General features: G+C 40.4%; 22 protein-coding genes. 16 read left to right on the top strand and 6 right to left on the bottom strand.

Features of this window, described 5'->3' with window-relative positions:
• Positions 1-36 precede the first annotated feature (36 nt).
• Positions 37-657 carry a YktB family protein gene (locus PU629_RS16440; RefSeq protein WP_275281132.1) on the bottom strand — a complete coding sequence of 207 codons (621 nt, stop codon included), beginning with the start codon at positions 655-657 and terminating at the stop codon, positions 37-39.
• Between the two features lie 299 nt (positions 658-956).
• On the opposite strand from PU629_RS16440, the gene PU629_RS16435 reads away from it, so the two are divergent.
• Positions 957-1145, top strand: a complete 189-nt coding sequence (locus tag PU629_RS16435; protein WP_275284470.1) for a hypothetical protein — start codon at positions 957-959, stop codon at positions 1143-1145.
• A gap of 236 nt (positions 1146-1381) precedes the next feature.
• Positions 1382-2215, top strand: coding sequence for an inositol monophosphatase family protein (locus PU629_RS16430; RefSeq protein WP_275281131.1), 834 nt, complete (start codon positions 1382-1384; stop codon positions 2213-2215).
• A 99-nt stretch (positions 2216-2314) separates the two neighbouring features.
• On the opposite strand, the gene PU629_RS16425 is transcribed toward PU629_RS16430, so the two are convergent.
• Positions 2315-2482 carry a DUF5325 family protein gene (locus tag PU629_RS16425; protein WP_275281130.1) on the bottom strand — a complete coding sequence of 56 codons (168 nt, stop codon included), beginning with the start codon at positions 2480-2482 and terminating at the stop codon, positions 2315-2317.
• 393 nt (positions 2483-2875) lie between these two features.
• Between PU629_RS16425 and PU629_RS16420 the strand changes: the two genes are divergently transcribed.
• The 3 genes from PU629_RS16420 to PU629_RS16410 all read left to right on the top strand — a co-directional run bounded on the left by PU629_RS16420 (position 2876) and on the right by PU629_RS16410 (position 6449).
• Positions 2876-4015: an IS110 family RNA-guided transposase gene (locus tag PU629_RS16420; protein WP_275281129.1), complete on the top strand. Its 1140-nt coding sequence runs from the start codon at positions 2876-2878 to the stop codon at positions 4013-4015.
• Positions 4016-4245: 230 nt separating this feature from the next.
• Positions 4246-6090 carry a translational GTPase TypA gene (gene typA, locus PU629_RS16415; protein ID WP_275281128.1) on the top strand — a complete coding sequence of 615 codons (1845 nt, stop codon included), beginning with the start codon at positions 4246-4248 and terminating at the stop codon, positions 6088-6090.
• Between the two features lie 26 nt (positions 6091-6116).
• Positions 6117-6449, top strand: coding sequence for a YlaH-like family protein (locus PU629_RS16410; RefSeq protein WP_275281127.1), 333 nt, complete (start codon positions 6117-6119; stop codon positions 6447-6449).
• Between the two features lie 237 nt (positions 6450-6686).
• On the opposite strand, the gene PU629_RS16405 is transcribed toward PU629_RS16410, so the two are convergent.
• Positions 6687-6890 (bottom strand): YlaI family protein, encoded by a 204-nt coding sequence (locus PU629_RS16405; protein ID WP_275284469.1) that lies wholly within the window; start codon positions 6888-6890, stop codon positions 6687-6689.
• Between the two features lie 377 nt (positions 6891-7267).
• Between PU629_RS16405 and PU629_RS16400 the strand changes: the two genes are divergently transcribed.
• Positions 7268-8593: a PhoH family protein gene (locus tag PU629_RS16400; protein WP_275281126.1), complete on the top strand. Its 1326-nt coding sequence runs from the start codon at positions 7268-7270 to the stop codon at positions 8591-8593.
• A gap of 76 nt (positions 8594-8669) precedes the next feature.
• On the opposite strand, the gene PU629_RS16395 is transcribed toward PU629_RS16400, so the two are convergent.
• On the bottom strand, positions 8670-9143 hold the full coding sequence (locus tag PU629_RS16395) for an immunoglobulin domain-containing protein (RefSeq protein ID WP_275281125.1): 474 nt from the start codon (positions 9141-9143) through the stop codon (positions 8670-8672).
• Positions 9144-9360: 217 nt separating this feature from the next.
• Here PU629_RS16395 and PU629_RS16390 point away from each other — a divergent pair, with 217 nt between their 5' ends.
• Together PU629_RS16390 and PU629_RS16385 are read left to right on the top strand one after the other, a co-directional pair.
• The gene (locus PU629_RS16390) at positions 9361-9660 is read left to right on the top strand and encodes an Fpa/YlaN family protein (protein ID WP_275284468.1); all 300 of its coding nucleotides are present in this window, start codon (positions 9361-9363) and stop codon (positions 9658-9660) included.
• Positions 9661-10047: 387 nt separating this feature from the next.
• Positions 10048-11193 carry an FtsW/RodA/SpoVE family cell cycle protein gene (locus tag PU629_RS16385; RefSeq protein WP_275281124.1) on the top strand — a complete coding sequence of 382 codons (1146 nt, stop codon included), beginning with the start codon at positions 10048-10050 and terminating at the stop codon, positions 11191-11193.
• A 108-nt stretch (positions 11194-11301) separates the two neighbouring features.
• Here PU629_RS16385 and PU629_RS16380 read toward each other — a convergent pair whose 3' ends face one another.
• A complete protein-coding gene (locus PU629_RS16380) occupies positions 11302-11523 on the bottom strand; it encodes a hypothetical protein (protein WP_275281123.1) in 222 nt (73 codons plus the stop codon).
• 501 nt (positions 11524-12024) lie between these two features.
• On the bottom strand, positions 12025-12927 hold the full coding sequence (locus PU629_RS16375) for a COX15/CtaA family protein (RefSeq protein WP_275281122.1): 903 nt from the start codon (positions 12925-12927) through the stop codon (positions 12025-12027).
• A gap of 369 nt (positions 12928-13296) precedes the next feature.
• Between PU629_RS16375 and cyoE the strand changes: the two genes are divergently transcribed.
• The 8 genes from cyoE to PU629_RS16335 all read left to right on the top strand — a co-directional run bounded on the left by cyoE (position 13297) and on the right by PU629_RS16335 (position 21399).
• Positions 13297-14232, top strand: a complete 936-nt coding sequence (cyoE, locus tag PU629_RS16370) for a heme o synthase (protein WP_481900449.1) — start codon at positions 13297-13299, stop codon at positions 14230-14232.
• A 132-nt stretch (positions 14233-14364) separates the two neighbouring features.
• A complete protein-coding gene (gene coxB, locus PU629_RS16365; RefSeq protein ID WP_275281121.1) occupies positions 14365-15411 on the top strand; it encodes a cytochrome c oxidase subunit II in 1047 nt (348 codons plus the stop codon).
• A gap of 26 nt (positions 15412-15437) precedes the next feature.
• Positions 15438-17342, top strand: coding sequence for a cytochrome c oxidase subunit I (locus PU629_RS16360; RefSeq protein WP_275281120.1), 1905 nt, complete (start codon positions 15438-15440; stop codon positions 17340-17342).
• Positions 17342-17968: a cytochrome (ubi)quinol oxidase subunit III gene (locus tag PU629_RS16355; RefSeq protein WP_275281119.1), complete on the top strand. Its 627-nt coding sequence runs from the start codon at positions 17342-17344 to the stop codon at positions 17966-17968. Before PU629_RS16360 ends, PU629_RS16355 begins: the two co-directional genes overlap by 1 nt.
• Before the next feature lie 15 nt (positions 17969-17983).
• Positions 17984-18310 (top strand): cytochrome C oxidase subunit IV family protein, encoded by a 327-nt coding sequence (locus PU629_RS16350; protein WP_275281118.1) that lies wholly within the window; start codon positions 17984-17986, stop codon positions 18308-18310.
• Between the two features lie 362 nt (positions 18311-18672).
• A complete protein-coding gene (locus PU629_RS16345) occupies positions 18673-19344 on the top strand; it encodes a 5'-methylthioadenosine/S-adenosylhomocysteine nucleosidase family protein (RefSeq protein WP_275281117.1) in 672 nt (223 codons plus the stop codon).
• 83 nt (positions 19345-19427) lie between these two features.
• Positions 19428-20138 (top strand): class I SAM-dependent methyltransferase, encoded by a 711-nt coding sequence (locus PU629_RS16340; RefSeq protein ID WP_275281116.1) that lies wholly within the window; start codon positions 19428-19430, stop codon positions 20136-20138.
• A gap of 364 nt (positions 20139-20502) precedes the next feature.
• Positions 20503-21399 (top strand): phosphotransferase, encoded by an 897-nt coding sequence (locus PU629_RS16335; RefSeq protein WP_275281115.1) that lies wholly within the window; start codon positions 20503-20505, stop codon positions 21397-21399.
• Positions 21400-21475: the final 76 nt, after the last annotated feature.

Here is a 21475-nt window from a genome sequence, read left to right as displayed (position 1 = left end):
AAAGAGGCATACCCGAAAGGCACGCCTCTTTCTTAATTAATGGGGCCTAACTCTCCGGCGCATTTCATTGTATAGAGGGGCGAGCTGTCCAAATGTTTTTTCAATCACATTCAGAATCTCCGCACCGCTCTTTACAGTGGTTTCACGGTCTACATCAAGGCCGACCAGAAATTCTGCTTTTTTTATCTCCCCAAGACGATCGATTAGATCCGGAGCGGGTTCTTCCGTTGTATGAGGCTTGGTGTGATCCGCTGACCATACAAATTGTTTTGGAAAGTGCTCCATTATGGACCGACCATGTGTGTTGAGAGCCTTCGCCAGTGCTTTTTTATCAGGACATTCATTGATAACGGCTAAACGGATAAAAAGGTGGGTAGGCCAAAGTCCTATCTGAAAATGAGGATGTTTTTTGTAGCCCCTTTTGTTTGCGGCAAAGGCTACCCAAGTATCCTTCGGTGGATTAACGGTTCGTCTGGCATGCTTGGCTACATGATAGAACATTTCATCACCTGTTAAGGCTGTTAAAATAGGAGAAAAATAGTCTCCGAGCTCCGCTAATTTGGGCTGAATGTGATGGCGAAGGGCTAGCATCCGCGGGTCAAGTCCTTCAATGGAAAACACATCGAAGTCCGCTTCTGAAAATCCATTAAAAGTCATGTCGTACAACTCCTACTTTATCTAAATTCGACGGATAGTTCGCTTTTTAGTCAGTTTAACACATGTCTTGTCCAGGTTTCTAATCAATTGGCTTTGGGTATAAAGTCAAACATAGTTAATTTGGGAATGCAACGGATACGGAGCCCATTTAACATTAAAAATGTCGCATAGGATAACTTCTCTTCATAATATAAATAACATAATATCTGAATTTTTAAACAGCAGGAAATTGTCTCAGGCTTTGTAGAGTTGCCCATTGCCCGTTTTGAATACCTTAAAGAAAGGATGTGTCGGTGACCATGAAACAAGTCATCCAAACCTTAAAGCGAACGGACGCTGAGAAACGGATTCCCGTCTTACGCATGGAAATCGATTACGAATTAGCAAGGCTTCATGAGGCAATGGTCAATGCGGATCAAGAAACCATTGAATCATGCAAGGAGAATTTGACCCGTTTTAGACAAGAGTTAATTCGATTAGAAGCATGACAATCGAACAGGACCTTTTAACCAAAATAGCCAATGTTAAGTGAGGGTAGACTTTCTATAAAGTTTACCCTCCTTTATTTGGAATAAGTTCCGAGCATTTTTTGGCAAGATTTAGTCGGAAATATGTCATAATAGACAATGATACATATATATTGATATTCACGTTTTATTTTAGTGTGAAAAATTTTCTAATACATTTATGGCATAGTTGATATTTAAAATAAAGGGGTCATGGCATGAGTGAACAAATCGATTGGTACGCAATCAGAGACCGAGCAAAGGAATGGATCCTAGATGCCGGAGAACAGCTAAAAGAAGCCTTGAAGTCTACTCTTCAAGTGGAAACCAAGTCTTCCCCAGATGACCTTGTCACGAATATGGACCGGCAAATTGAAGAATTTTTCATTCAGCATATCCGCGAATCTTTTCCGGGGCATTACATTATATCGGAAGAGGGCTATGGCGATAAGCTTAGTGAACTAAAAGGGATTATATGGATGATTGATCCGATAGACGGGACGATGAATTTTGTTCATCAAAAACGGCACTTTTCGATATCAATTGGGGTTTATGAAAATGGTGTTGGACGAGTTGGTCTTATTTTAGATGTAATGAATGGCGATCTTTATCATTGCGTAAAGGGCTCCGGTGCCTTTCAAAACGATAGCAAGCTCCCTCCTCTTACGGAAACATCCTTGAACGAAGCGGTGATTTCCATTAATGCCACTTGGCTTAATCAGAATCGTCGGATTGACCCGGATATTGTGAGACCCATCGCCCGTCAATGCCGAGGAACCCGTTCTTATGGCTCGGCTGCTATTGAACTGGCTTATGTGGCGTGTGGAGCACTGGATCTGTACTGGTCGATGCGTCTCGCCCCTTGGGATATTGGGGCTGGATTAATTTTGGTGGAAGAAGTAGGGGGTGCGGCAACCCGTGTTGATGGGTCCCCGATTAACTTGCTCAAGCAAAATTCATTATTAGTTGGCAATCCATCGGTTCATCAAACGGTCTCCAACCATATCCAGCAAGAAATAGAAAGCGGTAAATTCGTCGAACAGTATGAATAAAGTCAAATAAAGCCGGGGGCTATTTTCGCTTCAGTAAAAAACAAAAAAGTTTGCGAGGCTATAAAAAAAGCCTTGGGAATATCCCAGGGCTTTTGGCATTCAATTCGTTTGTACGCGGCGCTTTAAGGTAAACCCAAGCCCCATAAATACAAGAACACCCAGAATCGACAGGATGACTCCAAGCAAGCTGCTCGCCACAATGGCGTAGCCGATCATCACTAAGCTCCCAACTGTTAAGACAGCAAGCAAAAAGAAAACGGCATTCATAAAAAACAACCTCCTACATACAGGATATAACTAATAAATAATAATAGCAAAAAAACACAATTCTTCAATATAAAATGAGTAAACATTCCATGCATGAACCTCTATAATATAGTCTAGCCTATATTATATAAAAAACATCCATGATCTTTCGCTCTCAACCCAGGAATGAAAATAGAGTACCCACCCCATAATGTAGATACCACAGACAGTGAGTATATAACGTGCTCTTTAATGGTGGTTCTACCCTGTATAAAAAACTGTTGGAATGAATTTGGTGAACAACCCATTGTTAGCTCTCTATTTGTCTTACTAAGAGATGACTACGAACAGAAAAATGTCTAACTTCAAATTCATTCCACTGTTTGTGGAATAAAAACATGAAGGTGGTTTGAAGTGGAAACGTTGTACAAACGTTGCGCAGGCTTGGATGTTCATTCAGAAACGATTGTGGCATGTGTCTTAATGGGAGAATCAGAAACAGATCTAGTGAAGGAAACGGAAACTTTCCCTACTTTAACCAAAGATCTCTTTCGTCTTCTAAAGTGGTTAGAGGAAAAAGAAGTCACCCATATAGCGATGGAAAGTACAGGCATTTATTGGAAGCCGGTTTATAACATCTTAGAGGATTTCTTCGATATTACGTTGGCGAATGCCCAAAGGATTAAAAATGTTCCTGGTAGAAAGACGGATGTGTCAGATGCAGAGTGGATCGCCAAATTATTAAGACATGGTTTAATTGAAAAAAGTTTTGTGCCTCCCGAGGATTTTCGAAATCTTCGTGACTTGACTCGTCTTCGCAAAAAGTGGGTGGGTCAGATGACGTCAGAAAAAAATCGGATTCAAAAGGTTCTAGAGGCTTCGAATATTAAACTAGCTACCGTTATTTCAGATGTATTTGGCGTTTCAGGAAGAAAGCTTTTAGAACAACTTATGGATAATGGGTACATTGATCAAGAAGAAGTTGGTCAAAAGATTCATGGGAAAATGGCACATAAAAAGCAAATGATAGCCGATTCACTGTTTGGAACATTAAACGAACATCAACTCTTTCTTATTAAACAATCTTGGATGCATATTATTTACCTTGAAGAGTTAATATCGGCTATCGAAAAGAGAATGGATGACATTTTGAAGGACTATCAAGAAGAAGTGCAATTGCTTATGACCATGCCCGGTATTAAAAAAGAGACCGCAGCCATTATCATCGCTGAAATAGGAGTGGATATGGGACAATTCCCTACTTCCAAACACCTTGCCTCATGGGCAGGTTTATCTCCTGGTAATCATGAAAGTGCGGGAAAACGAAAGAGTACAAAGACAGTCAAAGGGAATCCTCATATTAAATCTGCTTTATGTGAAGCTGCGTGGGCTGTTTCAAGAAGTCGAAATAAAAGGTTGTCCATTAAGTATTGGTCGCTAGCTGCAAGAAGAGGAAAGAAAAAAGCACTCGTTGCCATCGGACACCGAATGCTTACCATTGTCTATCACATGCTTCAGAACAAAGAACCCTATCACGAGTCCACAGCAAATTAGCATTATAGACAATTAATAAGAAAGTTATTCGAGAAACCTAAAATTTAGGTAGCTCTGCTTTCCTATTGTCAAAATTAAGTTAGATATAGGATAGCCAATTCAAGTGTGGATTAAACCCAGTGATTATTTTCACAGAAAAGAAAGAGGGACATTATTTTACGGATATGTTATAATAATAGAGTTTGCACCGCATAAGCTAAGCGGACCTATGAAACTGAGGAGCGTATTGAATGTCAAATACACGAAATGATTTAAGAAATATTGCGATCATTGCACACGTTGACCACGGAAAAACAACGCTTGTGGATGAATTATTAAAGCAATCTGGTACATTCCGTCAAAATGAGCATGTTCATGAACGGGCAATGGATTCCAATGATCTTGAACGTGAACGCGGAATTACGATTTTAGCTAAGAACACAAGCCTTTCATATAAAGACCACCGTATTAATATTGTGGATACTCCTGGACACGCTGACTTCAGCGGTGAGGTTGAACGGATCATGCGCATGGTGGATGGGGTCTTGCTTCTCGTCGACGCGTATGAAGGGGTTATGCCACAAACACGCTTTGTATTGAAAAAAGCGCTTGAAGCTAAATTAAAGCCAATCGTTGTTGTAAATAAAATCGACAAGCCTATGGCTCGACCAGAAGAAGTTATAGACGAAGTGCTTGAACTCTTTATTGATCTTGGTGCTGATGATGACCAGCTTGAGTTTCCAGTTGTCTATGCATCGGCAATCAACGGTGTAGCAGGAAAGACACCTGATGATGTCACGCATGATATGTCCATTGTTTTTGACATGATTCTTGAGCACGTACCAGGACCGATTGATAACTCCGATGAGTCCCTTCAATTCCAGGTGACGATGCTTGATTATAATGATTATGTAGGACGTATTGGGATCGGCCGTATTTACCGAGGAAAAATCGAAGTGGGTCAGCAGGCGGTGCTTGTGAAGGCCGATGGTACACAAAAAGGGTTCCGTGTAACGAAGCTATTCGGCTTCTTTGGCCTTAAAAGATCGGAAATTCAAGAGGCCAAAGCTGGAGATCTAATCGCGATTACGGGTGTTGAGGATATCAATATCGGTGAAACAATCAATGAAGCGGGCAAAATTGATCCACTTCCTCTCTTAACCATTGAAGAACCAACCATGCAAATGACGTTCTTAGTCAATAATAGTCCATTTGCTGGTAAAGAGGGCCAATATATCACTAGCCGTAAGCTGTATGAACGCTTGATGGCAGAAGTCGAACGCGATGTGAGCTTAATTGTTGAGCAAACAGAATCTCCTGATGCTTGGATCGTTTCTGGACGCGGGGAACTTCACTTGTCTATTTTAATTGAGAACATGCGCCGAGAGGGTTATGAGCTTCAAGTGTCGAAGCCTAAGGTTATTGAAAGAGAAATTGATGGTGTTTTATCTGAGCCATGGGAGCAGGTTATGATCGACGTACCTGAAGATTATTCTGGGTCTGTCATTGAATCACTTGGCCGCCGCAAAGCGGAGCTGCAGAACATGGAACAGCAAGAAGACGGTCATTTCAAATTAACTTTTATGGCACCATCTCGCGGCCTTATCGGCTATCGTCGTGATTTCTTAAGTGAGACACGCGGTTATGGAGTTTTAAATCATTCCTTTGACCACTATCGTCCATTTATTCGTGAGGCTATCGGTGGCCGTCGTCAAGGTGTCCTCGTTTCCATGGATACTGGGCAAGTAACGGCTTATTCACTTGGTCAGCTTGAAGACCGTGGAACGATGTTCGTTGAGCCGGGCGCTCAAGTTTATGAGGGAATGATCGTTGGTGAGCATACCCGTGAGAATGATTTGACGGTTAATGTGACAAAAGCCAAGCAAATGACGAACGTGCGATCCGCAACAAAAGATCAAACGGTCACGCTTAAAACGCCAAGAATCCTGTCTCTTGAGGATGCATTAGCTTATTTGGATGATGACGAATATTGCGAAATGACTCCGGAAAACATTCGTTTGAGAAAGAAAGTTTTAAATAAAAACGAACGTGAGCGGGAAGAGAAGAAGCGTAAGTTAGCTAGTTCAAAGTTCTAATAAGGAGAAGATAGGGGGAAGAAGCTGTGTCAAACACTGATAGCAGTCAATTTCACTTTTCGAGCTATCCGCAATTTCTGCTCGATCACAAATGGTCTTCTGATCACATGATTATTATTTTGTATCTGACGATTGTTGCTTTGTCTATTGTGGTCTACAAACTAGGGTTTGCCCGAAAGCTTCCTCCTTTGAAATCCTTAATTATTTATGTGCTGCTCTTGTTTGGTTGCATTATTATGACGATCTTAGCCCTTCAATTACCGATTGTCGGGGCTTTGACGATTGCAGCAGTCGTGCTTATTATCTATAAACTGCGACTGTACCAATCGAAGAGAAGAGACGACCAATTAAAAATGTAACAACTAAAAAAAGCCATTACGTGTCCATCTGGACCTGTAATGGCTTTTTTTTGCTTCGTAAAAACTGATTGGAATTGTGCAAGCCAGCAGAAAATAGGTTAGTAAGAACAGATTTGAATTGGAATGTGCAACTTGCTGGTGCGTATAACCTACGATAGAAAGATGGAAGTTATACGCAAGCCAGCATGTAGATCAACCCGAGGATGAAATTTCATGATGTTAGTTCAAGTAGTAGGCTCACCATTGGTCATTTTTCTGGACTTCTTTATGATGGACGCGAAATTTCCCTGTTTCCCAGCGTTTTATGGTTCTGTCTGTTATTCGTTCATGGCAGTTTGGACACATGTATGTGTGAATGGGACGATTCCTTAATCGTTTGGCAACGGGATTTTGGTCATCAATTTCTTGTGTTTCTTGGCATAAGATACATGTGATCTTCATCTCATTCACCTCAAGTGACATTATACCATGACCCAATGATCAACGTCTCTTTATTCTTGACTCAAGTCCGCCATTTTGAGCGGTACTAGCCTATTTTAATCAGTTAATTAGTCATCATTTTTTTCTCATTCGTCTATCTTTGTTCAATTGTACATACATTTTTACTAAACGGAAATTCATTGAGTGACACAGCTGTATTTCTTTCACAACTAACTCTAATTCAGTGTTGAGGTGATAAAAAAAGTCATCCATCTTGAAAATTTAAGTTCGTCCTCACAAGACAACGACCTTAATTTTTCTTGATTGACCCTGCTAATGCAAATTAAAAAATGAATAGGGCCTTGAATCAACAGGCTAATGACACAGGAGGCGACACTTTGACTAAAATTTACGTCCTAGACACAAATGTACTCTTACAAGATCCTTTTGCATTGTTCGCTTTCGAGGAACATGAAGTGATTATTCCAGCCATTGTTTTGGAAGAGATTGATTCCAAAAAGCGAAATATGGATGAGATTGGGCGGCATGCAAGAACGGTCTCTCGACTCATTGACCAGCTTAGAGAAAAAGGAAGGCTTCATCAAGGGGTGCCGCTTGAAAACGGAGGTTCTATTCGTGTAGAACTTAATCATCGCTCATTTGAATCAGTAAAAGAAAGCTTTATAGATAGAACGAATGACAACAGGATTATTGCTGTCGCGTTAAATTTACAAATCGAAGAACAACAAAAAGAGATCCCGAAACAAGTGATCTTAGTCAGTAAAGATGTCCTAGTAAGAGTCAAGGCGGATGCCCTTGGGATTGAAACTGAGGACTTCTTGAATGATCGAGTCATAAAGGATGATGATATCTACAATGGCTATCGCGAGTTCTACGTATCCGATCATTTGATCAACCAATTCTATCGCGATAAGAAAATTCCAGTTTCTGAGATTACAAAAGAACCGACCTATCCTTATGAGTTCTTTATTTTAAAGGGATTGAATATGAAATCCTCTGCGATCGGAATTATTGATGCATCAGGAAAGCTGTTAACGAGTTGTTATTATGGGAATGAAACGGTCTGGGGGATAAAAGGCCGGAACGCCCAGCAAGTGATGGCGCTTGAACTTTTACAACGGCCGGACGTTCACCTCGTTACATTAATTGGGAAAGCAGGGACCGGCAAGACCTTGTTGGCGCTTGCTTCAGGGCTTCTGCAAACGGAGGATTTGCATCTCTATAAAAAACTTTTGATTGCCAGATCCATTATGCCAGTCGGCAAGGATATTGGCTATCTGCCAGGTGAGAAAGCAGAGAAGCTGAGACCGTGGCTGCAGCCTGTTTATGATAATTTGGAATTCCTTTTTAACACCAAGAGAAAAGGAGAGATCGAGGATATATTAGCGGGTATTAGCTCTATTGAAACTGAGGCGATTACATATATAAGAGGAAGAAGCATCCCCGAGCAATTTATCATTATAGACGAAGCTCAGAATTTAACGAAGCACGAGGTCAAAACAATCTTAACAAGAGTAGGGGAAGGCACTAAGATTATTTTAATGGGGGATCCAGAACAAGTCGATCACCCCTATCTTGACCAATACAATAATGGACTGACTTATGTTGTGGAAAAGATGAAAGATCAAGATGTCAGTGGACATGTTAAGCTTCAGAAGGGCGAACGGTCAAAACTTGCGCAAATCGCTGCGGATGTTTTGTAACCGGTTCAAGGTCGCCCTTAACGTATAAAAAATAGCCGGTCCTACTTATAAAGGTCGGGCCGGCTATTCTTGAAGCTTAGGCAAGAACAATTTTAGAAATGCCTCCAATAGGTTCATCGTGATAATCGTCTAAATTGTAAAATTGGAGCGGCCCTTCTTCTTTTAAGATCTTCCCATTTTTTGAAAAACAAAAGACGCCTTCCTTGAAGACTGTAATGGGGAGTGTAGTTATTTCCTCCCCGTCTTCACTTAATAAATGGACGAGACTCGCATCCTCTAACGGTTCAGCATTGCTTAGAAAAGGAGCAATAGGTATGACAAATGAGTCGGTTAACCATTTATCCTTTTCGTATTTAACGCCTGTCTCGATCATCCGGGGCATGGCAGCACCTGCTCGTTCATCTCGATTATGTCCTAGTACATCTTGAATGGTGATGGTTTCGGTTAAGTAATCATTCAATTCAATCTTTCGGTGATCAAAAATCCAACTGCTGGGATCTAAAACAATTTGAAACTGGACGCGGCCAGTAATGGGTACAATGGTGGACAAAAAAACGCCTCATTTCTATTAAAGGATGTCGGTCCCGCCTTCTTTAATTGAAGGTGCCTCTCTTAAGTATAAAAGCTAGTCTTTCATTTGTCACATAAGGCAGCATATAATTTAATATCTTTTAAGAAACGGTCTCTTGGGGGACATCCATTGGAATAGGAATTATAACTTGCTTTTTCCCTTTTTTCCCTTTAATATGAAAGTTAAAGCAAGAGTAATGGAGGGGATCCTATTGTCGATCGATACCGAAACACGGCATCGAGATCAGGCCTATGCGTTGCTTGAAGCAGATGCGCATAAGATCCTAAAATTAATAGAAGTTCAGATGGAGAATCTAACCATGCCACAGTGTCCTCTATACGAGGAAGTTTTAGATACACAAATGTTTGGGCTATCAAGAGAGATCGATTTTGCCGTTCGTCTAGGCCTAGTTGATGCAAAAGATGGAAAAGCAATTCTTGGAAAACTTGAACAGCAGCTCTCAAGCCTGTACGAAGCGATAACAGGTCAGGAGTGAGGAAAACTCAAACTACCTTGGTTTTGAAAACAAGTGGGTTTGAGTTTTTTTAATAGAGTTACTTAAATCCATTTTACGTTTTAGCAAGGATTTCCAGGACTTAAACTCCTTATTTTTAAAGGATTTAAGAAACCAATAGCGAATTTATTAGGTAGACTATTAAACTCTTAAAGAACACAACAAAATCAAATTTGTTTATTCCCAGTCAGTTTGGTCGGACCAAATGGACAGGCATGCTGTGTCCTTAAGTCCCTCTTTTGTTTTAATCAATTAATAAGTTTATGTCTGCCACACGTGAAGTGGCTACTTGTGGCGCGTGTATGGTTCATTCATGTCACTTGAAGTGAAACGATTTATTATAGAAATACGTTAGTTAGGATGAGCAGCATGGGTTCAAAGATAAAAGAGTTGTTTCGTTATTATGATTACTCTTTAATAGTTGTTACACTTCTCTTATTAGCATTTGGGCTTGTAATGGTCTATAGTGCCAGCTCAATATGGTCAGTGATGGTCCTGCATGGATCAAGTGTCTCAATCTTAAAAAAGCAATTGATTTGGTGTGTTCTCGCTCTTATAGCTGGAACGTTTGGAATGATTGTGCCTTATAAGCTTTTTAAAGCATTTACCAAATGGATTACGATATTGACCTTGGCCTTGCTCGTTCTGGTCATGTTGATCGGAAAGAGCTCAAACGGGGCAACGTCCTGGTTTTCCATTGGGGGCTTCAACATTCAACCAGCTGAGATTGCCAAGCTCTCTGTCATTATTTATTTGGCTTCTGTTTTTTCGAATAAGCAAGCCTTCATTTCAGATTTTAAAAGCGGGGTCTTGCCTCCTCTTGTCACGGTTGCCATATTTTTCATTCTCATTGAACAGCAGCCTGACTTAGGATCAGCCATGATTGTCGCCGGAATATCAGCCGTCCTTGTTATTTGTTCGGGGATGCGCTTAAAGCATATTGTTTTCTTATTTGGATTGGGTGGCGGAACAATTGCCTTTCTCTTTCACTTCATGTTAAAGGGCTATCAATTAAAGCGATTTGCCGCTGCCTACCATCCTTTTACGATCGCAAATGCAGAGGGCTGGCAATTAATTAATTCTTATGTAGCCATTGCTTCGGGTGGTTTAACCGGTAAGGGCTTAGGTAATAGCATAGAGAAGGCAGGCTTTTTACCTGAACCTCATACCGATTTTATAATCGCGATTATCGCGGAGGAATTAGGGACGTTTGGAGTCACCTTTGTTATGCTTTGCCTCGCTTACATCGTCATTAGAGGCATTTTGGTTGGGATTCGCTGCCAGGACGTCTTTGGCAGTCTGCTTGCAATAGGTATAGCAAGTTTTGTCGGTGTTCAAACGATCGTTAATCTAGGTGCTGCTACGGGTCTACTACCTGTAACAGGTGTCACATTGCCATTAGTGAGCTATGGGGGATCTTCTCTTATCATGACGTTATTTATGATAGGCATATTAATTAATGTCTCTGCCTTTACGAATAAAAAATTGAAACAGGCTGAACAAGAAGCGGCGTAAGTTGTTCGCACAGGAGATTAAGAAGGCTCCAGACGCAAATTGAGGCGTGAGTCCCTTAAAAAAATGCTGCCATTTAAAATAGGTTTTGAAAAAATCGAATTTCATCAATCAAAAAGGCAGATTCCCTTTCGTCAGGGAGTCTGCTTTTTCTAATACGTTGGTGATACGCCAAGTTTTCTTCTTGCCAGGAATCTTTATAATCTGGACTTGTGGATAACTCACAATTAAAACACAGCTTTTTAGTGCGAAAATAACCTCGCTTTCCGCGGGCACGGCCTCAAGCTTTCTTGGGAATTGATTAATTGTTTTCCCAAGTGGATCTTCGGACACGTGCATTCCCGCAGGACTCTAGTTTACGCTTCTAGAGTAAGCGGCGCTGAGGATTTTTAGGCTTACTATCAAGAAAATCCGAACTAATCAAGATTACTATCTGAGTAAGCGCTGCTCTAGAAACTCCCCCTATTATTATAGGTTCCAAACAACAATAGAAAACAATTCCAAACGATTTTAAGGAACTCCCACATTAATAGAATGCTTTATAATTGATCAACTAAAATTAAATGTCGAGAGGAGATTTTGAGACGGCTGTGGAATTACGGGCAGCAGAGACCCCGCAACTCCAAAAACAAGTGAGGAGGCTCGGGCGTTCGTCCACGGCAAGCGTCAGAATTTCCATATCGATCGACAATCACCCATATTTGTTAAACGTTTAAACATAAACACAGTGTCAAAAAAACTTATGGGTTAAGTCTATACTTGGGAAGAAGGGAGTCACAGGGTCGGTGAAAAAGAAAAGCTTGCGCCAGATGAACTGAACGCAAGCTCCTAAAATTAAAGTGCCTTTGTTTTTCTGATGGCAAACATGAGTAAGAAAGAAAGGGCACCAAATAGCAAGGTGACAAAGAACGAATGAAGCAGAAGGAAGCTTAACTGCATCCGGGTAAAGATGACCATGACACCCGATGCGGCCTGACATAAGGTAATCAAAATGCTTAGAAGCGTTAGCCAATAAACCCAACCGGAATTGCGATAATAACGAAACGCATGAATAAAATTAATAATTAACCAAATAACAAGGACTCCAGCTAGAAGTCGGTGTGTATATTGGAAGCCGGCCCGACTGAGCAGAGGGGGGATGAGCTGTCCATTACATAATGGGAAATCCAGGCAGCCTAAACTTGAATCGGTGTGCCGGACAAAGGCTCCGGAATAAATAACGATATACAGATAAATAAAACATAATACAAGATTGACGCGGAAGCCTTTAGATAACGGTGGTGCGATAACGGCCTTCCATTTGCTTTGCTCGTATATTATCAGCGTTAATAACAGGACGGTTGCAAACGAAATGAGTGAGATCCCAAAGTGAAGGGCGAGTATAAATGAGGATTGCGGCCAAATGACAGCTAGTCCACCTAAAACGGCTTGCAGGACAACAAAAAAGATCGTGCCAATGCAAAGGAACTTTACCCAGCTTACTTTTGAATAAAGAATCCATGACCATACGGCTAAAATAACAATTAGAATCCCGGCAATGCCTGTTACGGCCCGATGGCTGAACTCAATCCAAGTATGGTCGCTGTTTAAATCAGGAACAACTTGTCCATAACAAAGAGGCCAGTGATGCCCGCACCCTTGAGCGGAGCCCGTGTTGGTAACAAGGGCTCCCATTATGATTACAATGAGCATAATAATAGATGTTGCAACGCCCAAAAAACGAAGCCATTTTAACATAAGGATACCTCCAGATCTATTCAAAAACACTATTCATTATGAAGTGAATGGTAATATTATTCAAGGCGATTTACATAAATTTGTCGATTTTATGTCAATTTGTCACAAAGTATACAAACAATTTCTCTTCGTATATAATTAGAAACAGATATGAACACTTAGCAACATCCTAAATGTAACATACTTTTAATGTCGCTCTCGTTTGAATTGTGAACTTAAATGGACAGTTTTATGTCAAAACGATTAACGGTGAGAAGACACACCCGAATAATTCTTTATCTCTCCAAATACCTGAATCTTTAAATAAATAAAATATTCAAGGTTCTTTCATAAAAGTCCTAGCAGAACATAGAAAGGATGTGAAGCGACATGACGAAACCACTCACTTCTCTTGATTCGTCTTCTGTCATGGAAAGCCGTTCTCCAAGCGCAGTCCAAACGTCTGGAACGTTTGGAGATGTGATCGGTATCATTAAATCCGGAATAGTGATATCGAACTTAATCACGACATTTGCCGGGTTGTGGCTGGCCTTAAAATACACCAATCAATCTTTTTACGATAACATTTGGAAGGTACTTGCGGTAATGGCGGGTTCAGCTTTAGTCATAGCCGGGGGATGTGCCCTGAATAACTATATTGACAGAGATATAGATCAATTAATGGAGCGAACAAAGGAAAGACCGTCCGCGACAGGGCAATTATCCAGCCATCAAGTCCTTTGGGTTGGTATTATTTTTTCTGCTATTGGTCTTCTTGCATTACTATTTGTCAATTATATGGCAGCTATCATCGGATTGATTGGTCTATTTGTTTATATTTTCGTATACACATGGTGGCTAAAACGGACTCATTCTATTAATACAGTTATAGGAGGCATATCCGGTGCTATGCCGCCCTTGATCGGCTGGGCAGCTTTTGATCCTGGTCTTCATGGGACAATCCCTTGGGTTTTATTCCTTGTCATGTTTTTGTGGCAACCGCCTCATTTTCTTGCGCTTGCCATGAAAAGAGTCGAAGAGTATCGGAAAGCCGGGATCCCGATGCTGCCTGTGGTTGCAGGCTTTGAATTTACCAAAAGGCAAATGATTGTCTATGTCGTTGTTCTTTTACCGGTTTCTCTCTTTTTATATCAACTTGGTCCTTTCTATCTAGTGGTCGCAGGTCTGTTAGGTGCCGGCTGGATAGGGTTAGGGATCGCTGGCTTTTTTATAAAAGACATCATGAAATGGTCGAAATGGATGTTCGTGTATTCATTGAATTATCTAACGATTATCTTTATCGTAATGATTATCGCAGTCATTTAGATGTCAGAAATGGTTGCAAACACGCCTGTTTTTTCTTCAAACACGTTTTGCAGCCATTTTTACATATATAACGGCTCTTTCGTTTTACGAAAAATAAGGCCGAATAAAAAAGCAGAAAGAGAGGTCTCATGCATGAAAAAGAAATGGCAACGTCTTTTGCGTCTGATTCCACTTGCAGTCATCGCCATTTTTACTCTTGTCGGATGTGGAAAACCGGGTTTATCGACGCTTGATCCTCAAGGGCCAGTGGCGAGAACAGAAGCCGGCTTAATGCTCCAAAGTTTCTTAATTATGATTATTGTCGTAGTTGTTGTCGGTTTTCTCTTTACATATGCGCTGATCCGCTACCGGAAGCGTCCTGGGCAAGAGGATGTGATACCGAAACAGGTAGAAGGCAATGCTCTATTGGAAGTGCTTTGGACGGTCATTCCTATTATCTTGCTTGTAATATTGGCGTTTCCGACTGTTGCAAAGACATTCTCGGTTTCAGATGCAACCGTTCCCAAAAATCATGGGGACAATGTCGTCGTCGTCAAAGTGACCGCTCACCAATATTGGTGGCAGTTTGATTATCCGGATTATGGAATCACCACTTCTGAGGACTTATTTATTCCTACTGGGAAAAAAGTTGTTTTGCAGGTGACTTCTGCTGATGTCATTCACTCTTTCTGGGTTCCTGCACTTGCAGGGAAATTAGATGCGAACCCAGGGCAAACCGATTCAATGTACTTAACGGCTGATAAGCCTGGAACTTACGCTGGACGATGTGCCGAGTTATGCGGTGCCTCACATGCTTTGATGTATTTTAACGTCAGAGCCGTCAGCCCGTCTGATTTTACAGCGTGGACAAAAGAAATGAAAGCGGGACCATCAGCACCAGCAACGGCTAGCGCTCAAAAAGGCGAATCCTTATTTAAGCAAGATTGTATGGCTTGTCATGCAGTTGGTGTAAGCGGGTCGAATACCGCGCCTAATTTGCGGAATTTTGCGGATCAAAAGAATATTGCGGGATTTCTGCCTCATGACAAATCCACACTCGAGAAATGGATTAAGGATCCAACCAGTTTGAAACCGGGTGCCTTAATGCCGTCTCGGGGGATTAAAGGAAACCTGACCGACCAGCAAATAAGTGATATTGCCGATTATTTATTCACCCTTTCTGTCAAACACAATCAATAGATAATGAGAAAAGGAGGGTTCTTAACGTGACGACAAACGCTCATACTTTAGCAACTCAACAGCCGAAACAAGGGTTTCTTGCCTGGCTGTGGACGTGGCTAACAACCGTTGATCACAAGAAGATTGGGATTTTGTATCTTTGCGGTGCGGGTCTCTTTTTCGCTATAGGTGGAATAGAAGCCATGCTGATTCGGATTCAGCTATCCGTTCCAAACAATACGTTCCTTGTCGGCGACGCGTATAACCAAGTTGTAACGATGCATGGCACAACCATGATCTTCTTTGTGGCGATGCCAGCCATATTTGCTTTTTTGAATGCTGTCGTTCCATTACAGATTGGAGCACGCGACGTTGCCTTTCCATTCATGAATGCATTAGGATTTTGGTTATTCTTCTTAGGAGGATTGATTCTTAATGTGAGTTGGTTTCTAGGCGGTGCTCCTTCAGGTGGCTGGACCGCTTATGCGCCTCTTAGTACAGACTACCTGGGAAGCGGAATGGATTATTATATTTTGGGACTGCAGGTTGCCGGTGCCGGTACATTAATGGGAGGGATTAATTTCCTCGTTACCATTATTAACATGCGTGCTCCAGGTATGACCTTTATGCGCATGCCGCTTTTCACCTGGACTGCATTTGTTACTTCAGCCCTTATCCTATTTGCATTCCCAGCTTTAACAGTTGGCTTATTTATGGAACTGTTTGATCGTGTTTTTGGAGCGAATTTCTTTAACACGGCAAATGGCGGTAACGGTATTATTTGGGAGCATATCTTTTGGATCTTTGGACATCCAGAGGTATACATTTTGGCTTTACCGTGCTTTGGAATTATTTCCGAGGTAATACCGACATTCTCCAAAAAGCGTCTTTTTGGCCATACATCAATGGTTTTTGCGACTGTACTCATTGGCTTTTTGGCCTTCATGGTCTGGGTTCACCATATGTTTACGGTTGGTCTTGGGCCTGTTGCCAACTCCATATTTGCGATTGCGACGATGGCGATCGCTGTTCCAACCGGTATTAAAATCTTTAACTGGATTTTTACGATGTGGGGCGGCCAAGTTCACTTTACAACGGCTAACCTCTATGCCATAGCGTTTATCCCGACCTTTGTGTTAGGAGGGGTGACAGGGGTTATGCTTGCGATTCCTGCCGCTGACTTTCAGTATCAAGACAGTTACTTTGTTATTGCTCACTTTCACTACGTCATAGTGGGGGGAGTTGTCCTAGGCTTATTCGCTGGTCTCTTTTATTGGTGGCCAAAGATCTTCGGTAAATATCTTAATGAAACCCTTGGTAAAATTGGTTTCTGGTTCTTCTTAATCGGTTTTCATGTCACCTTCTTCCCGCAGCATTTCTTAGGCTTAATGGGAATGCCGCGTCGTTACTTTACTTATCAAGCAGGTGATTGGCTAGCGACGGGCAACATGATTAGTTCAATTGGAGCAGCGGGGATGGCCATTGCTGTTGTTTTACTTGTGATCAACATTGTCATGACACAAGCTAAAGGTCAGCGTGCTACAGGTGATGCTTGGGGAATGGGAAGAACGCTTGAATGGTCGATTCCATCACCTGCTCCAGAGTATAATTTTGGTCAAACGCCACTCGTTCAATCTGTTGATACCTTTTGGAAAGAAAAAATGGATGGAAATAAGAAGGTAACCCCTGCAGAGCCATATGGAGACATCCATATGCCAAACGGTTCGATCATTCCATTCCTGATGTCTTTATCGTTAACGGTTGCAAGCTTTGGGTTTATCTTCGCTGACGAAACGGGAACGGGTATTCATAAAGGCGCCTTATTTGTCGCCATTTTAGGAATTGGTCTCATGCTATTATGCATGCTTGTTCACTCGCTGAAGGATGATCACGGTTTTCATATTCATAAAGAAGAGGTATTAGAGATGGAGAAGAAAGGGGAGGGCGCATAATGTCGGCAGTTGAGCACGGACATCACAATGACGTCTCTCCTGGGCATCCCGAACTCACGACTTTAGAAGGGCGAAATAAGTTCGTTGGGTTTTGGTTGTTTCTTGGGGGAGAGACGGTTCTATTCGGAACACTCTTCTCAACCTTTATTGCCCTTCGCAATCATGTTGCGGGCGGCCCAAGCGGAAAGGATCTGTTCAGCCTCAATTTGACGTTTCTTTCGACGATCATTCTATTAACGAGCAGTTTAACAAGTGTCTTTGCTATCCTGGGATTGAAAGAATTGAATGTTAGAAAAATGCGTTTCTGGTTTTGGATTACGGTCATTCTTGGTCTATGTTTCTTAGGATTAGAGATCAAAGAGTTTACTGAATATCTCGATAAAGGACTGGGTTATAAGACAAGTGCCTTTTCTTCAAGCTTCTATACACTTGTTGGAACGCACGGGGGACACGTTTTATTCGGAGTTCTGTGGATTTCAACTTTAATGGTTGCTTCTTACAAAAAAGGAATCACAGCGATTACCGCACCTAAGTATTATATTGCAGCACTATATTGGCACTTTATTGACGTCGTCTGGGTGTTTATCTTTACAGTCGTTTACCTACTTGGAATTGTAGGCTCGTAATAGGAGGGGAATCATATGTCCGATCAGAAAACGACTTTCAAGGCTATGATAGAGCGTGAACAAAAGAAGCGTGACCTCCAGTATTATTGGGTGACTTTTGTGTCTATGATCATCTTTACTGTTTTAGCTTTTTTGGCCGTTTATTTTCGAAAGAACATTGACAATCACCTGATTGCTTTCTTTATTGTCACTTTAGCGGTTATTCAAGTGGCCTTTCAGCTTTTCTACTTCATGCATCTAAAGGATAAAAATCATGGAATCCCTAGCTTGTTTATCTTTTCCGGAGCCTTGGTCGTGTTTATTACGGTCATAAGCTTTGTTACGATGATATGGATCTCCTAATCCAAAAAAACGGTCTTTTGGGTAGACGGCTTTGATATACAAGAATTAAAGGCGTAACAAAGCCCTACCTTAAGAAACCGTTCATCTTCACTCCATGCAAAACGCACAGTTAATCACTAGCTGTGCGTTTTGTTAGGTTTATAGAAGGAAATTTTAGCTAGGCAGAACTAAGAATAAGTGAAACTACGCTGCCGCCTTCGCCTATAAGCCTGGCGCACACGATTTTATGTTAAGCTAAAACAAGGAGTGGATTTAATAGTCTGAAGGTTTGCGGGTAAAGGTGACTTTAATAAGAAAATGAAATCAGACCGTGTATAGTCATTCAATAGTGAGAATTTAAATTTTTGTAGGGTGATAAGTCGATGATCGGAATAAGCCTAGCAACGAAGTGGGAATACGAAGCAACATTGGAATATTTTAACATAAAAGAAATCGAACGTTTCGGTTATCCATATGGCGAGTATTTCATAAGAACAATTAAGGATACTGAACTTGTTTTTTACAGTACCGGTGTAAGAAAAGTAAATGGGGTTGGTGGTAACCAGTATATGATTTCCAAATTTAGTTTAACGAAAGTGATCGTTGCTGGAACATGTGCAGGAATAGATGATAAGTTTAGTCATTTAGATATTTTAGTACCTGATAAAGCTGTTCAATATGATTGCACAGTAAAAGAAGTTGAGCCTCTTATTAAGCAATCCTTCATAGTCGATATTGATCTATCAAAATATGGGAATAATTTTTATACCGGAACAATTGGCACCGCTGATAAAGCAGTCGTTATGTGGAAGGACTATTTAGAACTTAAAGAAAACGAACTAACAATAGCCGATACAGAAGCGGGTGCTATTGCTTATATCTGTAAAAAAAATAATGTTGAATGCATTATTATTAAAGGAATATCTGATTTTCCGACAGATGAAAGAAACTCTGATAAATTCGAATCGAACATGGAACAATTTAATGTTTATATAGAAAACACCCCCAAAGTTATGAACAAAATATTTGGCGACTATTTAAATAGATTTATTTAAAAAATGAAGGTTAATGGATAGATGATGATATAACGAAAACCAATCAATCCCGATTACAAATAAGGGAAGTATGGAGAAAAAATATGAATCGAATTGAGTACATAAGAAGTGCAGAAAAGGACTATCACGATTATTGCTACGATAATTATAGGCTCTTTGAAAAGGGGTCTTGGTTAAATAAACCGGTCAAAATGGTTATGGATCAGCTGCAGCTTTTTGCAGAAAATGAAAGCCTTAGTGTTTTAGACTTGGGGTCTGGTGTAGGGAGAAATAGTATCCCAATTGCTCAGCATATTAAGAAAGGGAAAGTTGTATGTGTTGATTTATTGAACTCTGCAATAGACAAACTAAAACAATATAGCAACGAGTTCGGAGTAAGTGGCCTTATTCAAACGGTTAGGTCAGATATCGCTGATTATACGATCCAGAAGGAAGATTTTAATTATATTGTTGCCGTCTCAAGTTTAGAGCACCTTGATTCAGAGGAAACCTTTGAAAAAGTCGTGCAACAGATGGCGAAAGGGACAAAAGTTAATGGGATCAATTGCATTATTGTTAATTCTAATTTAACCGAAACACTTCTCGAATCTAATGAAAAATTAGAAGCACTAATGGAAATTAACCTTACAACCGAAGAAATGTTGACAAAATTACACGACCTATATGGGGATGGGTGGGAAGTCATAAATGAATTAGTTAAGCCGCTCGATTATCAGATTGTGAGAAATGAAAAACCTGTGTTGTTAAGTACCGATGCCATAACTTTTGTAGTTAGAAAAACTAGATCCATCTAAAAACAAAATTATTCTTGTGCTAACGAAGGTGTCTCTTCAGAGAAAATGAAGAGGCGCTTTTCTTTTTTAACAATAAAAAAAGTTGTTTTTTTCTCTTACGGAAGATCTAATAAGGCTAATAAAAATAAGGCGTGAATCAGTTACACGCCTTATTTTCATTGGGAATGTAATGTATAAGTTGAAAAATTCTCACGCCAAGTTCTTTCTTTGTTTGTTATAATTAATTAAGAATATTGGTATTATTCAGCTCTTATAGGTCAGAGTTGTTCAATAAACGGTTAAGAAAGCATTATTTGGGAACGTGGATCACAAGCTTGATGGGTGAGTTGAAGAAGGCAGTTGAGTATCAGGGGGGAATTTAAGGTTGGTCAATACAGAAACAATAATAAAGGATTTATTGAAGGCAACAGATAGACTCGGACTTTTAAATACTAATCCTGAAATTCTTAGTGATGCAGGAAATCTTATAGTTCGTCTAACTCCCTATCCAATCGTGGCAAGGATTGCGAAACTATTTGAAGATGATGACCCATATTTTTGGAAAAATGTTTTATTACAAGAGTTAGAAGTGGTGGGGTATTTGGAGAAAAATAATGTACCAGTAGTTTCATTCACAACACAGATTCCAGCCGGACCACATAAAATTGGTTCGACTTGGATGACATTATGGGAGTATATAGCACCATTAGAAATCCCACCACTTAAAGGTAAAGAAGTTATAAATATGTTAAACGTGATGATAAAAGCATTGAATAATTATGGGGGGCCTTTGCAAATTTTTGGGGCTTGGAAAAATGTTAATCAAGCTGCTGAGTATTTAACTAAACTTGATGACAAAGACAAACGTATTCTACTTTTGTTAAAAGAATTTGAGAAAGTGGATAAGGATATTAGACAACTTGAATTGTTTCCAGCTCATGGGGACGCACATCCCAATAATTTAATTCCAAGTTCTAACGGATGGCGATGGATAGACTTTGAAGATGTATCGTTAATGCCTAAGTTTTGGGATTTAGCTTCTTTTATTGGAAATATTACTTTGTTTAAAGGTTTAGAACATCCTGTTGCAGACTATGTACTCAATCTTGAGAGCGTTGCATCAGATAAGAAAACATTTCAATTTGTTTTAAAAGCAAGAGTAATAATGTCAATTACGACAAACATAGCATTGGCTCTTGAAGGGAACGGCGATCTAGATTTTGCATTAGCTCAATTAGATAATTTCGCTAATTTTTTATCTATTATTGAAAATGATTTTTAATTATTTTGTTCTACAACGAATGCGTTTGGTGAGCAAGGGTTTTGCCGTTTTTTCTGTATGTTCGTTTTTGGTGAGA

This window comes from Pullulanibacillus sp. KACC 23026, assembly GCF_029094525.1.
Lineage (GTDB): Bacteria > Bacillota > Bacilli > Bacillales > Sporolactobacillaceae > KACC-23026.
Note: the sequence above shows the minus strand (reverse complement) of the source record. Positions and strands in the feature narration are given on the sequence as shown.